The sequence below is a fragment of the Paenibacillus tabacirhizosphaerae genome (assembly GCF_040812395.1).
GTDB lineage: Bacteria > Bacillota > Bacilli > Paenibacillales > NBRC-103111 > Paenibacillus_E.
In genome coordinates, this window is the sequence record NZ_JBFNXH010000012.1 from 17,693 (window position 1) to 38,759 (window position 21,067).

General features: G+C 50.3%; 16 protein-coding genes. 1 reads left to right on the forward strand and 15 read right to left on the reverse strand.

What is annotated here, in order from left to right; all coding sequences use genetic code 11:
• Positions 1-11: 11 nt before the first annotated feature.
• The 9 genes from ABRS97_RS19565 to ABRS97_RS19605 form a co-directional block, all read right to left on the reverse strand.
• Positions 12-2,039, reverse strand: coding sequence for an ABC transporter ATP-binding protein (locus ABRS97_RS19565; protein WP_367816969.1), 2,028 nt, complete (start codon positions 2,037-2,039; stop codon positions 12-14).
• 19 nt (positions 2,040-2,058) lie between these two features.
• On the reverse strand, positions 2,059-2,955 hold the full coding sequence (locus ABRS97_RS19570) for an ABC transporter permease (RefSeq protein ID WP_367816733.1): 897 nt from the start codon (positions 2,953-2,955) through the stop codon (positions 2,059-2,061).
• Positions 2,956-2,973: 18 nt separating this feature from the next.
• Complete coding sequence (locus tag ABRS97_RS19575; protein WP_367816735.1) at positions 2,974-3,900, reverse strand: ABC transporter permease; 927 nt, start codon at positions 3,898-3,900, stop codon at positions 2,974-2,976.
• 21 nt (positions 3,901-3,921) lie between these two features.
• Positions 3,922-5,565, reverse strand: a complete 1,644-nt coding sequence (locus tag ABRS97_RS19580) for an ABC transporter substrate-binding protein (RefSeq protein ID WP_367816736.1) — start codon at positions 5,563-5,565, stop codon at positions 3,922-3,924.
• Between the two features lie 16 nt (positions 5,566-5,581).
• On the reverse strand, positions 5,582-6,910 hold the full coding sequence (locus ABRS97_RS19585) for an LLM class flavin-dependent oxidoreductase (protein ID WP_367816738.1): 1,329 nt from the start codon (positions 6,908-6,910) through the stop codon (positions 5,582-5,584).
• A gap of 56 nt (positions 6,911-6,966) precedes the next feature.
• The gene (locus tag ABRS97_RS19590; RefSeq protein ID WP_367816740.1) at positions 6,967-8,301 is read right to left on the reverse strand and encodes an LLM class flavin-dependent oxidoreductase; all 1,335 of its coding nucleotides are present in this window, start codon (positions 8,299-8,301) and stop codon (positions 6,967-6,969) included.
• A gap of 23 nt (positions 8,302-8,324) precedes the next feature.
• Complete coding sequence (locus tag ABRS97_RS19595; RefSeq protein WP_367816742.1) at positions 8,325-9,338, reverse strand: LLM class flavin-dependent oxidoreductase; 1,014 nt, start codon at positions 9,336-9,338, stop codon at positions 8,325-8,327.
• Positions 9,339-9,483: 145 nt separating this feature from the next.
• Entirely contained in the window at positions 9,484-10,377 is an 894-nt protein-coding gene (locus tag ABRS97_RS19600) for a LysR family transcriptional regulator (RefSeq protein ID WP_367816744.1), read from the reverse strand.
• A gap of 32 nt (positions 10,378-10,409) precedes the next feature.
• Entirely contained in the window at positions 10,410-10,703 is a 294-nt protein-coding gene (locus ABRS97_RS19605) for an HPr family phosphocarrier protein (RefSeq protein ID WP_367816746.1), read from the reverse strand.
• A 238-nt stretch (positions 10,704-10,941) separates the two neighbouring features.
• Between ABRS97_RS19605 and ABRS97_RS19610 the strand changes: the two genes are divergently transcribed.
• Positions 10,942-12,150: a chromate transporter gene (locus tag ABRS97_RS19610; RefSeq protein WP_367816747.1), complete on the forward strand. Its 1,209-nt coding sequence runs from the start codon at positions 10,942-10,944 to the stop codon at positions 12,148-12,150.
• Between the two features lie 158 nt (positions 12,151-12,308).
• Here ABRS97_RS19610 and ABRS97_RS19615 read toward each other — a convergent pair whose 3' ends face one another.
• The 6 genes from ABRS97_RS19615 to ABRS97_RS19640 form a co-directional block, all read right to left on the reverse strand.
• On the reverse strand, positions 12,309-13,028 hold the full coding sequence (locus ABRS97_RS19615) for an SDR family oxidoreductase (RefSeq protein ID WP_367816971.1): 720 nt from the start codon (positions 13,026-13,028) through the stop codon (positions 12,309-12,311).
• A 941-nt stretch (positions 13,029-13,969) separates the two neighbouring features.
• On the reverse strand, positions 13,970-14,308 hold the full coding sequence (locus tag ABRS97_RS19620) for a winged helix-turn-helix transcriptional regulator (RefSeq protein ID WP_367816749.1): 339 nt from the start codon (positions 14,306-14,308) through the stop codon (positions 13,970-13,972).
• Positions 14,309-14,614: 306 nt separating this feature from the next.
• On the reverse strand, positions 14,615-15,457 hold the full coding sequence (locus ABRS97_RS19625; RefSeq protein WP_367816750.1) for an SDR family oxidoreductase: 843 nt from the start codon (positions 15,455-15,457) through the stop codon (positions 14,615-14,617).
• Between the two features lie 132 nt (positions 15,458-15,589).
• On the reverse strand, positions 15,590-16,696 hold the full coding sequence (locus ABRS97_RS19630) for a right-handed parallel beta-helix repeat-containing protein (RefSeq protein ID WP_367816751.1): 1,107 nt from the start codon (positions 16,694-16,696) through the stop codon (positions 15,590-15,592).
• Between the two features lie 221 nt (positions 16,697-16,917).
• Positions 16,918-19,221 carry an alpha-amylase family glycosyl hydrolase gene (locus ABRS97_RS19635; protein WP_367816752.1) on the reverse strand — a complete coding sequence of 768 codons (2,304 nt, stop codon included), beginning with the start codon at positions 19,219-19,221 and terminating at the stop codon, positions 16,918-16,920.
• A gap of 60 nt (positions 19,222-19,281) precedes the next feature.
• Positions 19,282-21,048, reverse strand: a complete 1,767-nt coding sequence (locus ABRS97_RS19640) for a glycoside hydrolase family 13 protein (protein ID WP_367816754.1) — start codon at positions 21,046-21,048, stop codon at positions 19,282-19,284.
• Positions 21,049-21,067: the final 19 nt, after the last annotated feature.

Consider the following 21,067-nt stretch of genomic DNA (forward strand, 5'->3'; position numbering starts at 1 on the left):
AATTTCTGCACCTACAAAGGATAGTGACAAGCTGTCCAGTGACCCTGGCTAATTTGGAGCAAATCCGGCTCTTGCTGCTTGCAGAGCGCAGTCGCGGCCGGGCAGCGCGTATGAAAGCGGCAGCCGCTAGGCGGGTTCGCCGGCGATGGAATCTCGCCTTCAATGGCGAACCATTCCCGTTTCTGTGTGGGATCAGCCGCAGGAATCGAGGAAAGCAGCCCCTTCGTGTAATGATGGGCAGGATGCAGGAACAGCTCTTCGCTGGGCGCAATTTCAACCAGCTTGCCTAAGTACATCACGCCAATCCGATCCGATAAATGACGGACGATATTTAAGCCATGCGCGATAAATACATACGTTAATCCCAATTTCTTCTGTAAATCCTGCATCAGATTAACGATTTGCGCCTGGACGGATACATCCAGGGCAGATACAGCCTCATCCGCTAAAATAAATTGCGGGTTGAGCGCGATCGCTCTGGCAATCCCGATTCGTTGCCGCTGTCCGCCGGAAAATTCATGTGGGAACCGGTCATAGACTGCGCGATTTAAACCGACAAGCTCCAACAGTTCCTCTACCCTTGATCTTCGCTCCTTGGCGCTTAGCGACTCATGGACTTCCAACGGTTCGCCAATAATGCGGCCAACGCTCCAACGCGGATTCACCGATCCGTATGGATCTTGGAAAATCACCTGCATATTGCGGCGCGCTTCTTGCAGCTCCTTGGTCGGCAGCTTTGCCAGATCCTGACCTTGAAACAGCACCTGCCCGCTTGTCGCTTTCTCAAGCTGCAACAGAACCCTGCCCAAGGTGGACTTGCCGCTTCCGGATTCCCCGACCAGCCCGAACGTTTCACCCTTCTCGATCGAAAAGGAAACATTATCCACCGCGCGAATCGGCGATTGAGCGCGATGCAGCAGCCCTTTGCTAACCGGATAATATTTGCTGACGCCAATCACTTCAAATATTTTTGCGCGATCTGCTGGGCTAGCAGAGGGCTCAGCGTTGGCTTCACGAACACTTACAACTTCGTCAGAAACTCTTTGCTGCTTCCAATCCGCTAGCTCCACGAGCTCCTCGGCATACCAGCAAGCCGTCTGGCGCCCATTCACATACTGAAGCGGGGGGCTGTCTTTCCGGCACCGTTCCGTCGCATAAGGGCAACGCGGATGAAAACTGCAGCCGTCCGGCAATTCAGACAAGCTGGGGATGGATCCTTCAATCGAAAACAGCTTTGCATTGCGATCGCTCTCCATCGTTGTAATGGATCGAAGCAATCCGCGCGTATAAGGGTGATGCGGCTTTTCGAATAACTGCCGGACCGTCGCCTGTTCCACGATTTGTCCTGCATACATGACAATGATGCGGTCCGCCATTTCGGCGGCAATGCCCATATCATGCGTGATGAGCAGGATCGACATGCCGAATTCCGCTTTCAGCTCCTGCAAGAGATGCAAAATTTGTGCCTGAATCGTCACATCCAGGGCGGTTGTCGGCTCATCGGCGATCAACAGCTGGGGATCACAAGAGAGTGCCATCGCAATCATGGCCCGTTGCAGCATCCCGCCTGATAGTTCACCCGGATACTGCTTCATCCGAAGCTCAGGCTCTGGAATGCCCACACGCCGCAGCAGTTCGACAGCTCGCTGCCATGCCTGCGCTTTGCTCGCCTGCTTATGCCCGGTGATCACTTCAACAATTTGACTGCCGATTGTAAAGACCGGATCAAAGGCGGCCATCGGCTCCTGGAACACCATCGCCATTTTTTTCCCGCGCCAGGCTCGCAGCTCCTTCTGCGATTTTGTTGTCAGATCCTCACCGTCGAGAACGATGCGCCCTCCGGAAATTAAGCCGTTTTCGTAATCGATTAACCGCATGACGGACTTCGAGGTGACGGATTTCCCGCTCCCTGACTCGCCAACCAGACATACGGTTTCACCGGCTTTGATGTGAAGGGAGATGTCGTTGATCGCCGTTACCGATCCTTTCTTCGTTGCGAACGAGACGCTTAAATTTTCGATAGCCAGCAGTTGACTCATCATGTGGACCCCCCTTCTGTTATGCCCTGCTTTTCTTCGGATCCAAGGTGTCGCGCAAGTGATCGCCGATCAAATTGACAGAAAGCACGAATAGTGTAATGGCCAGACCAGGGAATGTGCATATCCACCAGCCTACCGTTAAGTAGCCTCTTCCTTGCGAGAGGAGTGTTCCCCAATCAGGAACTTCTTTCATAACGCCCAAGCCCAGAAAACTTAGCCCCGATCCGACCAAAATGGACGATCCTAAGCCGATGGTCGCCATAACCAAAAGCGGAGACCAGGAATTCGACAACACATGCCGAAAGAAGATCCGGACATTGGAAGCGCCGATAGACCTCGATGCCGTGACGAAAGCTCGGCCTTTTACACTCATGACTTGACCGCGCATCACTCTTGCATATCTCGGAATTAAAGATGCAGCCACGGCAAAAATGATGTTATACAAAGTCGGGCCCAGGGCTGCAGCAATCGCTAAAGCAAGCAAAATGCCCGGAATCGTCATCAGGATATCGATGAGCCTCATAAAAATCTTATCCGCGATCCCTCCGATATAGCCGGAAATTGCACCGATGGAAGCGCCAATCAAGCCGCCTGCCACCACAGAAGCAAATCCGATAAGCAAGGAGTCCCGGCTGCCATACACGACAAGACTGAATACATCCCGTCCGAAATAATCCGTGCCGAACAAGTGCGCAGCGCTTGGCGGACTCAGAATAGCATCTGTAAGCATCGCTGTTGGCACATAAGGTGCAATCCACTGCGGAACGAATGCACAAACCAAAATGAAAAGCATCACAATCGCCGCTGTATAGACAGAAACCTCCGTGATATTCACTTGATGGGATTTGCGGACAACAATCGGCGCACGCTGCTTCTTCCCCTGCCAAATCGCTTCCGCGGAAACCACTTCCTTCATAAGCCGTTCTCCTTTCTTCTATTGCGTTCTACGCACCCGAGGATCAATGAAAGCATACGAGATATCAACCAGCAGATTCACGACGACATACACGATCGCGGAGAAAAAGACGACGCCTTGGACGACCGGCAAATCTTTTGACATAATGGCGTCAGCCAGCACTCTGCCGATGCCTTGCCGGGAAAATACGGTTTCGATAATGACGGTGCCTGCCATCAGCTCACCCATTTGAATGCCGATAATCGTAATCGCCGGAATCAACGCATTGCGGAGCGCGTGCTGGTACATGACCATCCGTTCCGATAACCCTTTGGATCGCAAGGTAACGATGAAATGCTCGTGGATGACCTCCAGCATGCTGTTGCGCACCATCCGGACGATAAATCCTGCGCCGACGAAACCTAGTGCGAGAGCAGGCAGAACGAGCGTTTCAAATCCATCCGATCCGAGCGCAGGGAACCAGCCCAAAGACACGGAGAAGATGAGAATAAGGAGAATACCGGACCAGAAGGTCGGCATCGAGATGCCGAACAGTCCGACAATACGGGCCACCACATCAATCCAGCGGTTTTTGTGAATCGCAGACAATACGCCCAAAACTACACCCAGAACAATAGAGACCATCGAGCTGGCAAAAGTCAGCGCCAATGTCGCCGGCAATTGCCTCAAAATTTTAGGCAATACGGGATCGCTGTTGACTAATGATTTTCCGAAATCGCCATGAAGGATGCCGCTGAGATACTTGCCAAACTGGACATAGAAGGGCTCGTTGAGCCCTAGCTGATGCCGCAAATTGTCGATCGCCTCCGGCGTCATGGTGGTCGGGTCGATCATGGAGAGCACGGGGTCCCCTGGGAGCACATACAGAATACAAAAGACGAGAATGAGGGAGCCCAGAATGACCAACAAGGAAACCAGAAATCGCTCAACTATTGTTCTGCTCATGGGCATAAGCTCCTCGATCCATTATTTTTGAAGAAACGCGTCATTGAAGAGCGGATAGCCCAGGGAATCGAACTTAAGTCCTTTAACCGAGCTCGATGCCGCTACCGTATAAGGGAATACATAGATCGGAATGACCACTGCGTTATCGATGATATAGTGCTGAACTTGCTTATAAATTTCTATTCTTTGCTTGTCGTCCTGTTCTACCAGACCTTGCTCCAGCAACTTGTCGACCTGCGGATCGGACAATCCGGATAACGAATTGCGACCTTTCGGATCAGACGTATGATAGAACGAATACAACGCAGTCGGATCGGAATTCACTTGACTATTCCCGTATAAATCATAAGCGCCTTTCGTATTTACCACATTTGCTATATCTTTCGTAATCTCGACATCTACTGCGATGCCCACCTGCTTTAATTGCTGTTGAACGATCACGGCAATGTCATTGCGTTTTTCGCGATTCGGCGATCCATCCACATAATGAATGCTCAGCTTTTTGCCTTCTTTTTCGCGGATGCCGTCGGCTCCCTTCGTCCAGCCCAACTCATCCAGCAATTTGTTGGCTTTGGCCGCATCGGCCTTCAAGCCATTTTCCAGAGAGGCATCATACCCGAGAATGCCGGGGGTAAGCGGCGACCATGCCCGTTGATACGTGCCCAAATATAGCGTCTTGACGATTGCATCCACGTCGATTGCGGCTTGCACGGCTTGCCTGAGCTTCGCATCGTTCCAAGGCGCATGTTTGATATTGAAAAATAACGTATACGGCAAGCCGACTGTATTGACTTGAAGCACCTGCACATTTTTGTCGTTTTTGAGCGAAATAATGTTCTGAGGCGGTATTGTTTCGGCAGCCAGCACTTGCTTGCTTTGCACACTGCCGATGCGCGTTGCTTCTTCAGGTATAATTTTGAACGTAATTTGATCCAAATAGGATTTCCCTTTGTTGGCGACGATCTCCGGAGCCCAGTTATAATCCGGGTTGCGCTTCACTTGAATAGCTGCGTTCTCATCCCACTTCACGAAGGAGAACGGTCCCGATCCTACCGGGTGTTTGCCGAATTGATCGCCGTCCTTCTTGGCGGCTGTCGGCGACACGATGCCTAGCAGCGCTTGGCTTAAATTGCCTAAAAATGCACGCGACGGCGTTTCGAGGTTCAGCTTCACCGTGAATTCATCAATGACCTCCGCGGATTTGTAAGGCTTAAGCAGCGCCGCAGAGTTGGCCGCTTTCGTTGCCGGGTCAAGAATCCGGTCGTAGCTGAACTTCACGGCTTCCGCGTTGAAAGGCGTTCCGTCCTGGAACTTGACGTCTTTGCGCAGCTTGAACGTGTAGCTCTTGCCGTCAGGCGATACGGTCCATTCCGTAGCCAGCCATGGTTTGATGCTGCCGTCGGGCAGTTGAACAACCAGGCTGTCATATATCGTTCTGATGACCCTGACCGCTACGGCGAGACCGCTGCGGTGGGGATCCAGCGTATCTGGCGACGTCGCCAATCCATAGGTAAGCTCGCCTCCGGTCACGGCTGTTTCTTTCGTTTCCTGCGCGCCTTTGGACGATTGGCCTGACGTATTTTTCGCAGAGCTGCAGCCCGTTACCGCCAAGAGCAACGCCATCGTTAACGCGCTGTATTTTATCCATCCTGACCATTTCTTCATGATTCTTCTCCCCTATCTATGTCGTAGCCGTTTGTTTCACGTAACGATTCACCGGAACGGAAATGCCCAGATGGCCTCGCAAAGTGTCTGTCTCATATGTCGTGCGATAAATGCCGCGCTCCTGTAAAATTGGAACCACCAGATCGACGAAATCGTCGAGCGCGCGCGGCACGGAAGTGCGGATTACAAAGCCGTCCGCAGCCCCGCCTTCGAACCATTGCTGCACAAGATCGGCAATCGATTCCGGCGTCCCAATAAATGTGCTTCTTGGTGTCGATGCCCTGAGCGCCACTTGTCGAAGCGTCAATTGCAGCGTCTTTGCTTCCTCTTTAATTTTATCCGTAGTGCCCCGGAAACTGTTGCTGCCGAAATCGCCCAGGTCAGGGAACGGCGCATCCAGCGGGTATTGACTGAAATCGTGATGTTCGAAATAACGGCCCAAGTAAGCAAGCGCATCGTCAATGGCGACGAGATTCGCGATCTCTTCATACTTGCCTTCCGCTTCTTCGATCGTTTTTCCGATGATCGGATTAATGCCCGGAATAATGAGAATCTCTTCCGGACTACGGCCGTTAGCCGCAGCGCGATTTTTAATATCTAAATAGAAGAGCTGCGCCTCTTCGAGCGTGTCATGCGCGGTATACACGGCATCGGCCGTTTTTGCTGCTAATTCCCTGCCTGAGTTCGATGTTCCCGCTTGAAAAACAACCGGATAGCCTTGGCGGGAACGAGCAATATTGAGCGGCCCCTGAATGGAGAAAAATTCCCCCTTATGGTTTAGAGTGTGCAGCTTGCCGGGATCGAAAAAAACCCCCGTTTCCTTGTTCCGCACAAATGCGTCATCTTCCCAGGAATCCCACAAACCTTTAACGATTTCAACATACTCTTGAGCGATCCGGTACCGCTCGCCATGTTCAGGATGCTCGCCCTTGCCGAAATTTTTGGCTGATCCTTCCAGCGGCGACGTGACAACATTCCAACCTGCCCGGCCGCCGCTAATATGGTCTAATGAGGCGAATTGCCGAGCCACGGTGAAGGGCTCGCTGTACGAAGTCGAAAGCGTGGCAACGAGGCCAAGATGCGTGGTGACCGCTCCGAGCGCCGATAAAATCGTGATAGGCTCGAAACGGTTTAAAAAATGCGGATTCGATTTCTCATTAATATAGAGACCGTCCGCGATGAACGCAAAATCGAACAGACCCGATTCCGCCTTCAACGCTTGCTGCTTGTAATAGTCCAGACTCACACTCGCATCGGGTGCAACGTCGGGATGCTTCCAGATTGACACACTATTGCCGACACCTTGGATGTTCGCTCCGAGCTTTAATGTTCTCGTCTTTGCCATCGTTACCCCCGCTTTCTCTCATTATCCCCATTGTCAAAGTTGGTTTAAATTCAACATCAATGCGTTACTTTTTCTTTCGCATACCGGTTCGTCGGAATAGCCAGACCCAGATTGCCGCGCAGCGTATCCGATTCATACTCTGTACGGTAGATGCCGCGTTCCTGCAAAATCGGAATGACGAGATCCACGAAGTCATTCAAGCCATTCGGCACTCCGGAACCGACGATGAATCCGTCTGCTGCGCCATTTTCGTACCAAGCTTGAATCCGATCCGCCACCTGCGTCGGCGTCCCGATAAAGAGCGGACGAGGTGTCGCTGCCTGGAGCGCAACCTGACGCAGCGTCAAGCCGTTTTCTTTGGCATTCTGCTTAATGCGGTCGGTCGTGCTGCGGAAGCTGTTTTGGCCCAAATCGCCCAACTCCGGGAACGGCGCATCCAGCTCATATTGGCTGAAATCGTGATGGTCGAAAAATCGGCCCAAGTAGTCCAGCGCCTCTTTCACTGTTACGAGGCTAGCTACTTCCTGGTACTTCCGCTCCGCTTCTTCCTCCGTCTGACCGATAATCGGACCGATACCCGGCAGGATGACAATGTCATCTTGCGATCTGCCAAAACCTGCTGCCCGGCTTTTCACATCCGCATAGAAATTTTGCGCATCTTCAATCGTCGGTTGACCCGTGAAGATCGCGTCCGCTTCCTTGGCGGCCAAGTTTTTGCCGTCTTCCGATGACCCCGCTTGGAAAATGACCGGCTGTCCCTGCTTGGATCTGGCGATGTTAAGCGGCCCCTGCACGGAGAAAAACTCGCCTTTGTGATTCAGTGTATGCAGTTTCTCCGGGTCGAAGAAAACCCCGGTTTCCTTGTTTCGAACGAACGCGTCATCCTCCCAGGAATCCCACAAGCCTTTCGCCACCTGCAAATATTCAGTGGCAATGCGGTACCGCTTCGGATGGGAAGGATGATCCTCCAGCTTCTTGTTGTAGTTTAGCGCCGAGCCTTCAAGCGGCGAAGTCACAACGTTCCAGCCCGCCCGGCCACTACTGATATGGTCGAGCGACGCAAATTGCCGTGCCACCGTAAACGGTTCGCTATACGACGTAGAGAGCGTACCGACAAGGCCGATTTTGGAAGTAACCGCCGCCAGCGCGGAAAGAATGGTAATCGGTTCGAAGCGGTTCAGAAAGTGAGGAATCGATTTCTCATTAATGAACAACCCGTCCGCAATGAATAGCAAATCAAATTTGCCAGCTTCCGCTTTTTGGGCCTGCTGCTTGTAGTACGGGAAATTGACGCTTGCGTCAACGATGGCATCGGGATGTCTCCAGCCAGACATGTTGCCGCCCACTCCGTGAATGATGGCTCCGAGTTTTAATTGTTTTTTTTGAGTCATTGTAATTCCTCCCCTGTATATGATTAAACGGTCAATTCGGAAAATGCTTCCTGTAAAAGAACAATCGCGCGAAGGCGCTGTTTGAATTCTTTCAATGCGATCACAATTATAATTTCATCTAGTTGGAATGCTTTTTGCAGCTCCAGCAGCTTCACCCTTACGGTTTCCTTTGATCCATGAATGATGTTCGCATCTTTCACTTCCACCGTGTAGTTCTCATTGGACTGCTTGCCGAATTCCTCGGCTTGCTCAACTGTTTTCACCGTAAGCGTACGGCCGCTTTCCAAATGAACTTTCACGTTTTTGATATCAGCGGCAAGTGCCTTCGCTTCTTCATCCGTATCCGTCAAAATAACAGAAACGGCAAGTATAGCTTGCGGTTTCGAACCATTAACCGGCTTGAACTGCTCGCGATATGCTTCGAACGCCTGCTTGGAGACCGATTCGTCTCCGTTGATGAACTGGGCGAACACGTAAGGAATACCTAATCTAGCTGCCAATGCCGTGCTCGTTCCCCCTCCGCCGAGTAAAAATAGTTCAGCCGGCTGCGCCGGAACCGGAACGGCTTTGATCCCATGCAGCTCATGCTCGGCATCGAGGGTATCATGAATGTATTGATCCAGCAGGATGAGCTTATCCTCTAAAGAAGCCCCTTGCCCTGCGGATTCCTGCTGAAGGGCTCTCGTCGATCTTGGAAGTCCGCCCGGCGCTCTTCCGATGCCGAGATCCACGCGTCCCGGAGCCAGCGAGGCTAAGACGTTGAAATTCTCCGCCACTTTAAAGGGGCTGTAGTGCTGCAGCATAACGCCTCCCGAGCCAATGCGAATGCGCTCCGTTTTGGCGAGCAAATAGGAAATAAGCACTTCCGGAGACGAACCTACCACACCGTCAGAGTCGTGATGCTCTGATACCCAGAAACGATGATAGCCGAGCGTTTCCGCTTTCTGAGCCAACTCCAGCGTCTGCTGGAACGCCTCTACAGCTGTAGTATGTTCATTGATCGGACTTTGGTCTAACAAGCTTAATTTAATTGCCATGCTGTCTCCTCCTAATAAGTAGCTTCTTTTGTATAAACTATAATTCCAATTGGTTTTGTCGGTATTAAGGTTACAAACAATGTATCATTGCCTCTATGTGCGGTCAATTTTGTATAAAGATGTTCTATCGAGAAATAGAATGTTTCTATGAAGCATGTGTTCGCAGTTCGACTTCCTTAGCCGCCTCCAGGAAAATACGGGCAAAATCCGTACTGGCTTCTTTCAGTGTAATTAAACTCGTCCTCAGGGAGAGTCCGTTTAGCGCAGGCATCGTAATTGGCACCAGAAGTCCGTCTTTGATTTCTTGGCGCACGCATAGCTCGGGGAGAAAGGAAACACCCAATCCTTTGGCGACAAGCTTTTTGGCCGTTTCCAAATTGTCGATTTGATATTCGATCTGCGGCGGCTGATCCAAAGTTGCAAACAAACGATGAATTTTCATCCAATCGAGCGACCCGCATTCGAAAAAGACGAGTGATTCCCGGCTGACATCCTCGATCGAGATATCCGATCTTTCGGCGAAAGGGTGACGGGGATGGACGAAGAGCCGAATCGGATCTTCATAATACCCCGTACTATCCACATGAGGGTGCGTCACATTACGGACGAAGCCAATATCCAGCTCCTTGTTGAGCAGCTTCTCCAAGATGGATTCAGTAGGAGCCGTACTCAGCTTGATTTGCAGATGCCGGTACTTTTTTTTTATGAGCGGCAATACCTCTGGAATTACATAATTGGATACCGAAATGGTACAGCCAATCCGCAGCTCGTTCGGTGCCGCAGATAAGTTCTGAAGCTGCTGCTTTCCTTTTTTAAACGTTTGAAGAATCTGCTGCGCGTAGGGAAGAAATTGCTTCCCTTTTTCCGTTAGTGTGAAGTTCCTGCCTTCCCGTTCGAAAAGCAGCGTATTGAGCTCTCTCTCCAAGGATTGAATGCGGGCGGTTACCGACGGCTGAGACAAGAATAATGCGTCAGCCGCCTTATTAAAGCTGTTAAAATGTATCACATAGACGAAGGCTTCGATATTTTCGATATTCATGCCGGTCACTTCCTTTCCCACTTGCCTTGCAATTATGAACTTTTCGGATAGAGGCTGCGCACAGTCTCATTCGTGGTTTGCAGATACACCGCTACCTGCTCGAAAGCTGCCTCGGCATCCGAGCCATCCAGTTGAAGGACTATCGCCCCGTGATCGCCCAGCGACAAACTGAAAGATACGATACCTAATAACCCTTTAGCGTTCAGCATTCTACCGCTTTTCCCGACATAAATATTACATGTATACCGGTTCGCAATCGTCACAAAATTCAAAACACGGTCTAGCGTCCATGGTTCATTCACCGTAAATGTCCATTCAATTTTCATCGTTAAGCCTCCCATCCTTCGCGAAATTATAAAAAGAGACACAACCATCCCGTGTAAGGGTGCTGCATCTCCAGTTGACTGGTTGATTTTATTCAAATAATTCCGATGAATTTACTTGTAATTAGATTATAGGTGGTTGAACAGGCATCTGTCAACGATTAAATATTTATATTTGCTACACGCACAGGTGATTGGGGTTATGGTATTCTAAAAGAAAATTTCGAGGAGGAGGCTGGCAATGGCTGGACAAGCAGAAGAAAGAAAAGGTTCCATCTGGGAGGTCTTTGCCGTATCTCTGAGGTTAGGCCTCACCTCATTTGGCGGGCCCATCGCGCATCTGGGGTATTTCCGGGACGAATATGTCAATCGCAGAAAATGGTTCGATGATAAAACCTATGCCGAGCTCGTTGCGCTATGCCAATTACTTCCAGGCCCAGCAAGCAGTCAGGTTGGCATATCTATAGGCATGATGCGAGCCGGACTGCTCGGCGGCCTTGCTTCATGGATGGGGTTTACGCTGCCTTCAGCAGCAGCGCTCATGGCCTTTGCCGTTCTCATCCGTCATTACGATGTCACTGAGGCTGGCTGGCTGCACGGCTTAATCATTGCAGCAGTCGCTGTAGTAGCCGGGGCCGTTTGGGGAATGGCACGAACGCTGGCTCCCGATCGCACGCGAGGAACAATCGCTATCCTGACAGCCATCATCACGCTGTTATGGCCGACTCCATACGGTCAGTTTCTTCTTATCGCAGCCGCAGGCTGTTTCGGCCGTTTTTTCCTGCCGACGAGTGCCGACAAGGCTGAGCTGGCTAAGCTGCCTGCCGAGAGCCGCATAAACCTTGGTAAACGAGTCGCACTAACTTCGTGGGCTATTTTATTCATGCTCCTGTTGGGACTTCCCCTTCTTAGACAAGCTTTCCCTGTCCCTTGGCTGGCGATGTTCGACAGCTTCTTCCGTGTCGGCTCGCTTGTTTTCGGGGGCGGCCATGTTGTGTTGCCCCTGCTGCAGGCTGAAGTCGTGCCAGCCGGATGGGTTACAGACGCCCAGTTTCTCGCTGGCTACGGCGCAGCGCAAGCTGTACCTGGTCCCTTGTTTACCTTCTCAGCGTTCCTTGGAGCCGTTGCTAACGGTTGGCAAGGGGCATTGATCGCTTTAATTGCGATGTTTTTACCTTCTTATCTGCTCGTTGCTGGCTCCTTGCCGTTGTGGGGCGCTATCCGTCGCCGGCCGCATGCGCAAGCAGCGCTTCAAGGCATTAACGCAGCCGTCGTTGGCCTATTGGTAGCCGCTTTGTTTCATCCGGTTTGGACAAGCGCCATTCATTCTTCGCTTGACTTCTGCCTTGCTCTGGCTGCTTTCGCGCTTATGATGCTCTGGAAGCTGCCGCCCTGGGTCGTCGTCATTTTCTCCGCCGCAGGCGGGACTATGCTGTCCTTGCTTCACTAAACCTTTACCCTTTTAAGGAACCGGCCATCACGACTGTCACAAAATACCGCTACAAGAACAAAAACGGCACAACCATCGGAGCAGCCGCATCGGGATGCTGCGGTGCAAAAAAACGCCAATCCGTTCCGTTAAGGGAACGAATTGGCATTTTTTGCACCTTAAACGAGAATGTGTCCGCCTTCGACGTGAAGTACAGTACCGGTGACAAAACCATTTTGGATCAGATAGAGCACGCTTTGCGCAACATCGGCAGCTTTCCCTACGCGTTTGACCGGCAATTTAGCCGCTACCGTCCCGTAAAATTGATTACGCGCTTCTTCCGGCATTTTACTGCGTGAAGGCGTATCAATAATCCCCGGTGAAACGACGTTAACTCGGAGTGGAGCCAGCTCCAGCGCCAAGGTTTGACCCAGATTGGAAACCGCAGCGTTCACTGCGCCTAACGTAGACGAGCCGATCATCGATTTATATGCGACTACTCCAGAGAATAACGTAATCGAGCCGTGCGGAGTTAGATGGGGCGCTCCGTATTTAACCGCATAGTACTGACCCCAAAATTTATTATCAAACAAGCTTCTGGCCTTCTCCGTTTCTGTTTCAAGGAAGGAACCCCCCGTTGTCTCCGCTGCGCTTACCACCAGATGATCGAATGACCCCATTTGCTCAAAAAATGATTGAACTTGATGTTCCTGCGTTACATCTAGCAGGAAAGCCTGCGTGCTAGCGCCTAATTCCGCTTTGGCTTTATGCAGCTTATCCTCAGACCGGCTAGCTATGATCACCTCCGCTCCTTGCTCCACCAGTTGTTTCGCTGTTTCAAAACCGATGCCTGAACTGCCGCCTATGATAACAACTCTCTGATCTTGTAACGTGTTCATGCTCATCTTCACTACCTCCAGATTAATTTGGATTCCCTTGCTGAACATAGTGTAGCTCCATAAATTCCGTTTGGGAAGTAGTGATATTATTTTCATATAGTTACAATAATGTTACTTTTGGTGCTGTATTGGAAAGAATCCGGTTAGATGGAACTCACAACGATCTGCTGGTATTCCGGCTTGTTGCGATTCTCCATCGTCGACATCCCATTACGTGTAACGTAGTTCCGCTGTTCTTCTTATTCCAGTTGGAAATTCAGGCGAATTGCTTGCGGTATTAAAGTAAGAAAAACCTGAGGCCGTGCATCTGGTCCTTATCTAAACCCATACATCTGAGCCAACCGCTATCGCTTTTCCATCCCCTACCCATTCCCTCTGTTCTACTTGTGCTGCCTTCCATCCGGTATTCATATACATGAGAACCCCTGCAAGATTCCGGGTACATTTCGCCTCCGCATCATCGCATGAGAACGAAGGAGGTACTGCCGGACCGCCAAATCACTATGCACAGCGATTTCGACGGAACTACGGTGCCTTATTCCAAGGTAACGTCCCTTTTCTCCCCCTGAAGCGGAACTAGGGTGCGTTAAATGTGCGAAAACGTGCCTACAACCCAGCATTTCCTGCTCATAAGGTACGGTAGTTCCGCGAAATGTCCCTACAACCGAAAATCCCCCCTCTTAACGCACCTACGTTCCGCTCACTCGTGCAAAAAGACGATCTATCGCAGTCGAGGCGGTATGGGGTGATCCAAACCGCTGTGGCAAAACCCCTGTGGCACATACGGATCTTCCACGTCCATCATGTCAAAAGCTCGTACCACACGATGCATGCGGAATCCCTCCGCTCAGCGAGTTCTTCACACACACATACCTGACGACATAGGCTTCCTGACAAAAAAGACCAACCTCCCTTTTCAAACGGGGGTTGGTCTTCTCTTTTTACAAGGTGAGCCCGAATCGTTTCAATTCAATGAAGATGCCTTCAAGTTTTTTGCCCTTTTCTGTAATTGTATATTCCACGCGCGGCGGGACCTCCGGATATACTTTGCGAGTGACGATCCCTTGATCCTCCAGCTCTCTTAATCGCAGCGAAAGCGTCTTCGGAGAGATGCCGTCCATCGATTTCAATAGATCGCTGAATCGCAGTGTGCCATCAATAAGCAGATCCCGGATAATGAGAAAGGTCCATTTCGTTCCAATGATATCGATCGCTTTGCCGATCGGACAGGGTTCACCTGGCAATCCTTTATTTAGACGAATGGGTTCTAACACATTCATTCGAGCATCCTCCTCAGTAAGATTTGTGCTATTTTTCCAAGTATACTGCATAAATTACTTTTGGGAAACTATATGAATATAATACTATTGCTTCCCTTAATGAAATTATGTTTTCGTATTTCACCGAGCGGTAGGAGCCTTGGGAAATGCTGTGGATTCACTTTAACGCCGGGTCCACATAACTCGCTCATTGAGCGGATTGAAAATGAGCGCGTCCCGAAGCCCCAGAAAACCATTCTCCCGTCCGAACTGATCATCCGAGCTTCAACACGCGCGTTGGTATGAGGCAAATAGCTGCGATCGCCCTTATCTTAACAATCGCAGCAATATAGCCTCATACCATGTCCATGGCAGGGCGCTTCTCCCCCATACCCCCAGCCTGACCCCGCGTCCCAATGGATAACGCAGCTTCGGGCTCGCTGTTACGACAATGCGTGCAATTTTGTCCGCCACTTCCTGTGGATCCGGTGCGGAGCTCGCCGCCTGCTTGGAATAACGGAGAATTTTATTGAATGTGTTCCCATACGGCGACGCATCCGATGTATGAATGGCATCGAAGCCTTTGCGCCAAATCTCCGTCCGATAAGCGCCCGGCTCGACGAGGACGACCCGCACACCGTAGGGCTTCATCTCCAGCCGAAGCGATTCGGAGAAACCTTCGACGGCGAATTTCGAAGTGCTGTAAGGCGCATAGCCCGGATATGCAGACAATCCACTTACGCTGCTTACATTCACAATGCATCCTGACCCTTGCCGCCGCATGTGCGGGAGCACCGCTTTCGTTGCACTGATGACGCCAAACACGTTCGTCTCCAACTGCGCTCTCCACGCTTCCATCGACACATCTTCCACGTAGCCGCCGGTCGCAAAGCCAGCATTGTTAATTAATACATCTATGCGTCCATACCTATCAATGGTATAGGAAATCGCTGCTTCAACCGTTTCATGCAGCGTTACATCGACTTGCACGACGTCAATGGCGGAGCGAACGCCCGCTTCTTCAGCGAGCTCAAGCAAACGTCCGCTTTTGCCCGTATCGCGCATCGTCGCTATAACCCGATATCCCTTTTTTGCCAACGCAATCGACGTCAACAAACCAAAACCGCTCGAAGCGCCTGTTACCATGGCGACGGATTGTCCATCGTTCATCCTCGCTGCCCCCTCTTAACTATGCTTGTTTAACCATAATGGCATACGAACGCCCTGCGTGTCGACACTCACGGAAAGGAACAAAAAAAGAAGAGCCCCAGTCAAGCGAGCCCTTCCCCTTACATGAATTAGCTATTTATTCACATATTGGTTGTACAAATTGCCGCCGCCTATGCGAACATCGTCATGTGCCGTTGTTCCTGTAGCCAACTTCGTTGCAAACACCACATATCCAGGCGATCGATCCAAATTCACGGTGTTATGATCAAATGAATTGTTTTTTCCTGTCGCATAGGCTGTTCCGTGCGTTCGTACCTGGAAAGCATCCAGCACTCTCGGGTTACCATTACGGTAGCCTTGATTGTAACGGGTAATCGTGTTTACGCCCTTAATATCCACGAAGCTGTCTGCACTGTTAGCACCGCTGATTCCGGTTCCATTGAACGTATTATACTCGATTAACGTATGGTCGGCTCCCTCTTTTACATCGATATGTTCAGCTGTAATACCGCCATCGAATAGGGTATGGCTGATAACGTTGCCTGACACAACGTGCTCGAATTTCGCATGAGAATCCGAACCGACATAAACCCCTTCACCGAAGCCCGCTTGATATCTCCCCGTGTTGTATATTTTCGAATACGCTAGCGTGTTAAAAGAGCTGCCATCCCGAAAATGCACGCCTTCATCCCCAATATTGTGCACGATCACATGGTTCAGCACATTATAATTGCCATGATCGATGACAATCCCCTTTTGCGCCGTATTCATTTCGATGTCGCGGATTTGCCAATAGTCACCTGTCAAATGAATGCCATAAGAACCGTCATTTACCGCGTTTCCTGTGAACACAGCCGGTTTAGTTGCATCGCAGCTTTTGAGAACGATGGGGTTCGAAGCCGAACCGCTTTTGTCCGCATAAAACAAGCCTTGATGGCTTGGATCTCCGCTTGCCGATCGATCCCCCATATAGGTGCCCGGGGCAATGGTGATTTCGGTGCCTGGTTCTGCGCTTTTCATCGCTTCTTGAATGGCCGCAGTTGATCTCAGGGCGTTGTCGCAACTAGGCGGATCGACTGTGTCCGGTTGCGTTGCAACACGACTTTGATGCGCGTAAAAATCATTCGATGGCTTCAGCATCGTCGACGTTTCCGCATAAACAGTATCCGAAATGGCCAGAACGATGAGTGATGAAAGCAGAACAACAATCCCTCCGTGAATAGCATCTCTTCCTAGCATTTCATTCCTCCTAAGGGTCTCGCTTCATGTAAATCGATTGCCATTATTTTGCACACGGTAGAGGTATTGTATACACCACCGATTCGCTCCTCCCACTCATAGCCCAAACTTTAAAAAATAAAAAGAATGATTGAGCATAGACTTCTGCTCAACCATCCTTCGTTCGAAACAAGGATTAATACCGTTCCCTTATTAGCACCGTTCCTGACCGCTGCGAAATATTATGGCTGCCAGGTTAGTACAGATGTACTCGCTGTTCCTGTAGCACTTGACGGCGCAGTGAACGAACGATTCGTTCCACCCTCCCAAATTACGTTACCAACACTGTCTTTCTTGATAAATTTGTATTGGAAGGTGACCCCCTTTGGCACGCTAACTGGCAGGAACCATTCTGGATAATTCGGATTCATGAACGCTTCGCTTGATTTACTTGCATTCCAATTCCCCAGTTCCGGAATGCTGCCGACAACATGAATATTCTGGCCATAACTGGTCGGGGCGTTTACCTTGAGAATGACTTGTACCTGATCATCAGAGAGAACTTCATATAAGAATCCATTGCTAACTGTCGCGCCTTTGGTTACTGTAATATTCTGGGTCCCACCGCTGACAGCAGGAACGGTCGCTTCGATCATCGTATCGGAATTATAAGTGACAGCTGTCACTGTAGTTCCGAACTTAACAGTTACATTTCCGCTTAGGCCCGTACCATAAATATAGACTTGATTGCCTGGCCGGCCCATCGTGGACACAACGTCGCCGATTCTCGGATTCTGTGTATTTGAAGCAGGATTATAAGACCATACATTTACTTGCCCGCCATTCAGTGTAAAGCTTGGTATATTATTTGTGCCCGATACATTTGTAACAGTAGCCGAGCTTCCACCCAAGAGTCCGGTAAGCACATCCGTATAAGTTCCTACTGGAAGTGTCGTAGTCAAAGCCGGGACTGTGGAAGGCAGGTCAGGCTGCCTATTGATCGCAACGATAACCTGTTTGTCGAAGAACTGTCTTTTATACACCAGCACATCGTTGGAGCTATAAAGCACTTCCGTCTCGCCATACGCAATGGCGTCATTCGTCTTTCTCAGCTCAGACAGCTTCTTGATGAGCTGATAAGCTGTTGTCGTCTGGTCGAAGGTCGAAGACTTTTCCATGAACACTCGGCCTGCGATGTCGCTAGAATCCACCGGATTGACATATTGCTCCGTCCCATAGTAAATATTCGGCGTTCCTCTGCTTGTCAGTAATGCCGCGATTGCCGCATGGTAGGGTTTATTATTCGGCTGGATGAAGCGGAAACGCGTAACATCATGGTTGTCAAGGAAGGTGACAGCTTGGTTTTCATACACATAGTCATTGCTTGTTTTCGTCAGCATAGTCCCGAAATTCGCCATCGTCTCCGAGAAGTTGCCGAAAGCATTCGTCGCTGCGCGGTAATACTCAAAATCCAAATTGTTGATTCCGGTACGATCAGGAAATGTACGGTATTCATCGTACTTCGGATCAGGTCTTCCAATAAAGAATTCACCAAAGTGAGATACAGGGCCACCTGCTGCGGAATCCACTGCATCTTTTAACCCTTTTGCAAAAGCCGGCCCCATATGCAGGGTGGCATCGTGGCGGAACCCGTCAATGCCTTTTGACTTCCAGAATGCCGCCGCTTTTTCCAAATGTTCGACAACCGCAGCATTTTCGTGAGAGAAATCGGCAAGTGATCCCAAATCCTTATGCCTGAAGCCAAACTTGCTGGTGTCAGTGCCCCGGTCTCCGATGCCATGGAAAAATCCCAGCGTATCGTTGTGCGGGTCTGCCAGCAGGTTCTCCACTTTACCATCGCCGTTCGCATCAATCGGTTCGCCGGCAGTATTGAATACATACTGTCCGCTTGCATTCTTATCAGGCTCGTAGAGTTTGCCGTCCTCCGGTATGAAGTTTTTAGTCGGATTTTGCCAGCGGCTCGTGTGGTTGGTAACGAAATCAATAACCAGCTTCATCCCATTCGCATGTAGAGCATCCCGAAGCCCTTCGAACTGCTGCAAAGTCCCAAAATGCTTGTTAGTCGCAAAATAATTCCGGACATGGTATCCGTGAAAGCTGGTCCACCGATTTATAGAGCCATTAGCCTGCTGATCCTCAATGACGGTATCCCGATTCTCATAAGGGGCCGAAATCCACACTGCGGTAACACCCATATCTTTCAGGTATTGAATTTTGTTAATAATGCCCTGCCAGTCTCCTCCCTGAAATAATTTCAGGTCGGCGCCATCGCCTCGCCCGTCTCCGTTTGAATCGTTGAACAACGTTGGATCAAAGCCTGCGGGTTTATTGTTCGTAGTATCCCCGTCAACGAAACGGTCTGTGATGATCTGGTAAACCGTGTCTTTTGGTGTAACTGGACCAAGTGCTCCCGATGCTGTCAGAGCGTGAGCAGTGGGAGTGATAATAGCAGAACTAAAAGAAAATGTCAGAGTAAGTGATGCGGTTACTGTAACTAAGAACTTTTTACTGATGTAACGTTTCATCAATGAACATCCCTTCTTGTTTCAACAATTTTTGGGTACCCTACTTCCATTCCTTACGATTCATTCCGACCTCATTGGCACGACGACACTTTCTCCTGGCGGTAGGCACAGTTTGATTAAACAGTGCTCAGCACTCACCCCCCTTCCGGTCAGCCAGTCTTGATAGGTCCCCGGAGCGAATGTCATACCTGAACGAGAAAGTGAAAATTCCTCAACCGTTATACTGTCGGACAGATTCATGACAACTAGAACCGCCGTATCATCCATATGCCTTATGTAGAAGAGCAGATCCTCCGATTGTGTTTCTACAAAACGTATAACAGCATTGTGCAGCGCCTTTTCATGCTTTCGTATAGCGGCCAGCTTCTGAACATGTTGAAGGATGTCGGCATCCCAGACGTCCATGTCCCAGACCATGGTTCTGCGGCACTCCGGGTCCCCTCCCCCTGCCATTCCAATTTCATCGCCGTAGTAGATACTCGGAACCCCCGGAAATGTATATTGAAACACGAGCAGCCTCTTTAAGACATCCTTACAGCCATTGCATTCCGTAATCAGCCTGGCTGTATCGTGGCTCCCAAGCATGTTGAACAGATTCGCATTAATCGGGTCCGGATACTGCATCAACAGCCGGATCAGCGCCTTGGTGAATGATGATTTGTCGATTTGGCGGTTGACGAAAAAATCCAGCGCCAGCGTACGCAACGGATAGTTCATAACCGAATCGAATTGATCTCCTCCGAGCCAGGGAAGCGCATCATGCCATACCTCGCCAATCATCCAAATGTCTGGACGGACAGCCTTTAATCGCCTTCTAAAAGCTCGCCAGAATTCGTGGTCCACTTCGTTCGCTACATCCAGTCTCCAGCCGTCAATTCCCGCTTCCTTCGTCCAATAAAGAGCAGCTTCGATCAAATAATTAGCTGCCATAGGATGACCCGTGTTCAGCTTCGGCATATTCGGTTCGAAGCCGAAGGCGCGATAGGACAGCGGATTCCCGACTTCAGACTGCGGATCAATAAAATGAAACCAGCCATAATACGGAGAAGCAGCGCCTTTTTCCTTCGCCTCCACAAATGGAGCAAAGCCGTTTCCACTATGATTGAACACCGCATCCAGCACAACTCGAATGCCTCTACTGTGACATCGATCCACCAAAGCCTTAAGCGTATCTGCCGTCCCGAAGGCCGGATCTATCCGATAATAGTTGCTGGTATCATACTTATGGGAGCTGGGAGATTCGAATATTGGGGTCAGATACAAGACATTGGCGCCAACTGCTTGGATATGATCCAGTTTATCGATAATCCCTTGAAGGTCCCCGCCAAATGTATTCCGATGAGTAGGCTCCGAATGCCATGCAGCCGTATTAGGAGGATCATTACCGGGATCCCCATTATGATACCGATCGGGAAATACTTGATAGATCACGGCTTCGCACGCCCATGCCGGAGGGACAATGCGTTCCTTGGCATGCAGGAATGGAAATTCGAAATAATGCAGCGGATGCGCCTCCTCCGAATGAACTGCGGAGAATCCCATCTCCGTATACCACAGCCCCTCATTCCCTGATTCAAGGTAAAAGGCATAACAGAGCCGAAGGTCTTCCGGCGCAACATCCGCCTGCCAGTAATCGTGCTGCCCGTCAGAAGCGATAACGCGCATATGGATTTTTCGGCGACTGCCCCAGTTAAATTTATCACCATACAGCAAGGTGCAACCCGTTAGATCGCTACATGCCGCTTTCAGGCGAATCCGAACTGTATGGTCATCAATTGCATACCGGAATGGCAGAGCTGACCGATGCGTAATAGCTGCTTGCTGCATACACCCTCATCCCTTCTAA

Coding starts and splice junctions, on each gene's coding strand:
- ABRS97_RS19565 (WP_367816969.1), bottom strand. CDS start 2,039: ATGAGTCAACTGCTGGCTATCGAAAATTTAAGCGTCTCGTTCGCAACG.
- ABRS97_RS19570 (WP_367816733.1), bottom strand. CDS start 2,955: ATGAAGGAAGTGGTTTCCGCGGAAGCGATTTGGCAGGGGAAGAAGCAG.
- ABRS97_RS19575 (WP_367816735.1), bottom strand. CDS start 3,900: ATGAGCAGAACAATAGTTGAGCGATTTCTGGTTTCCTTGTTGGTCATT.
- ABRS97_RS19580 (WP_367816736.1), bottom strand. CDS start 5,565: ATGAAGAAATGGTCAGGATGGATAAAATACAGCGCGTTAACGATGGCG.
- ABRS97_RS19585 (WP_367816738.1), bottom strand. CDS start 6,910: ATGGCAAAGACGAGAACATTAAAGCTCGGAGCGAACATCCAAGGTGTC.
- ABRS97_RS19590 (WP_367816740.1), bottom strand. CDS start 8,301: ATGACTCAAAAAAAACAATTAAAACTCGGAGCCATCATTCACGGAGTG.
- ABRS97_RS19595 (WP_367816742.1), bottom strand. CDS start 9,338: ATGGCAATTAAATTAAGCTTGTTAGACCAAAGTCCGATCAATGAACAT.
- ABRS97_RS19600 (WP_367816744.1), bottom strand. CDS start 10,377: ATGAATATCGAAAATATCGAAGCCTTCGTCTATGTGATACATTTTAAC.
- ABRS97_RS19605 (WP_367816746.1), bottom strand. CDS start 10,703: ATGAAAATTGAATGGACATTTACGGTGAATGAACCATGGACGCTAGAC.
- ABRS97_RS19610 (WP_367816747.1), top strand. CDS start 10,942: ATGGCTGGACAAGCAGAAGAAAGAAAAGGTTCCATCTGGGAGGTCTTT.
- ABRS97_RS19615 (WP_367816971.1), bottom strand. CDS start 13,028: ATGAACACGTTACAAGATCAGAGAGTTGTTATCATAGGCGGCAGTTCA.
- ABRS97_RS19620 (WP_367816749.1), bottom strand. CDS start 14,308: ATGAATGTGTTAGAACCCATTCGTCTAAATAAAGGATTGCCAGGTGAA.
- ABRS97_RS19625 (WP_367816750.1), bottom strand. CDS start 15,457: ATGAACGATGGACAATCCGTCGCCATGGTAACAGGCGCTTCGAGCGGT.
- ABRS97_RS19630 (WP_367816751.1), bottom strand. CDS start 16,696: ATGCTAGGAAGAGATGCTATTCACGGAGGGATTGTTGTTCTGCTTTCA.
- ABRS97_RS19635 (WP_367816752.1), bottom strand. CDS start 19,221: ATGAAACGTTACATCAGTAAAAAGTTCTTAGTTACAGTAACCGCATCA.
- ABRS97_RS19640 (WP_367816754.1), bottom strand. CDS start 21,048: ATGCAGCAAGCAGCTATTACGCATCGGTCAGCTCTGCCATTCCGGTAT.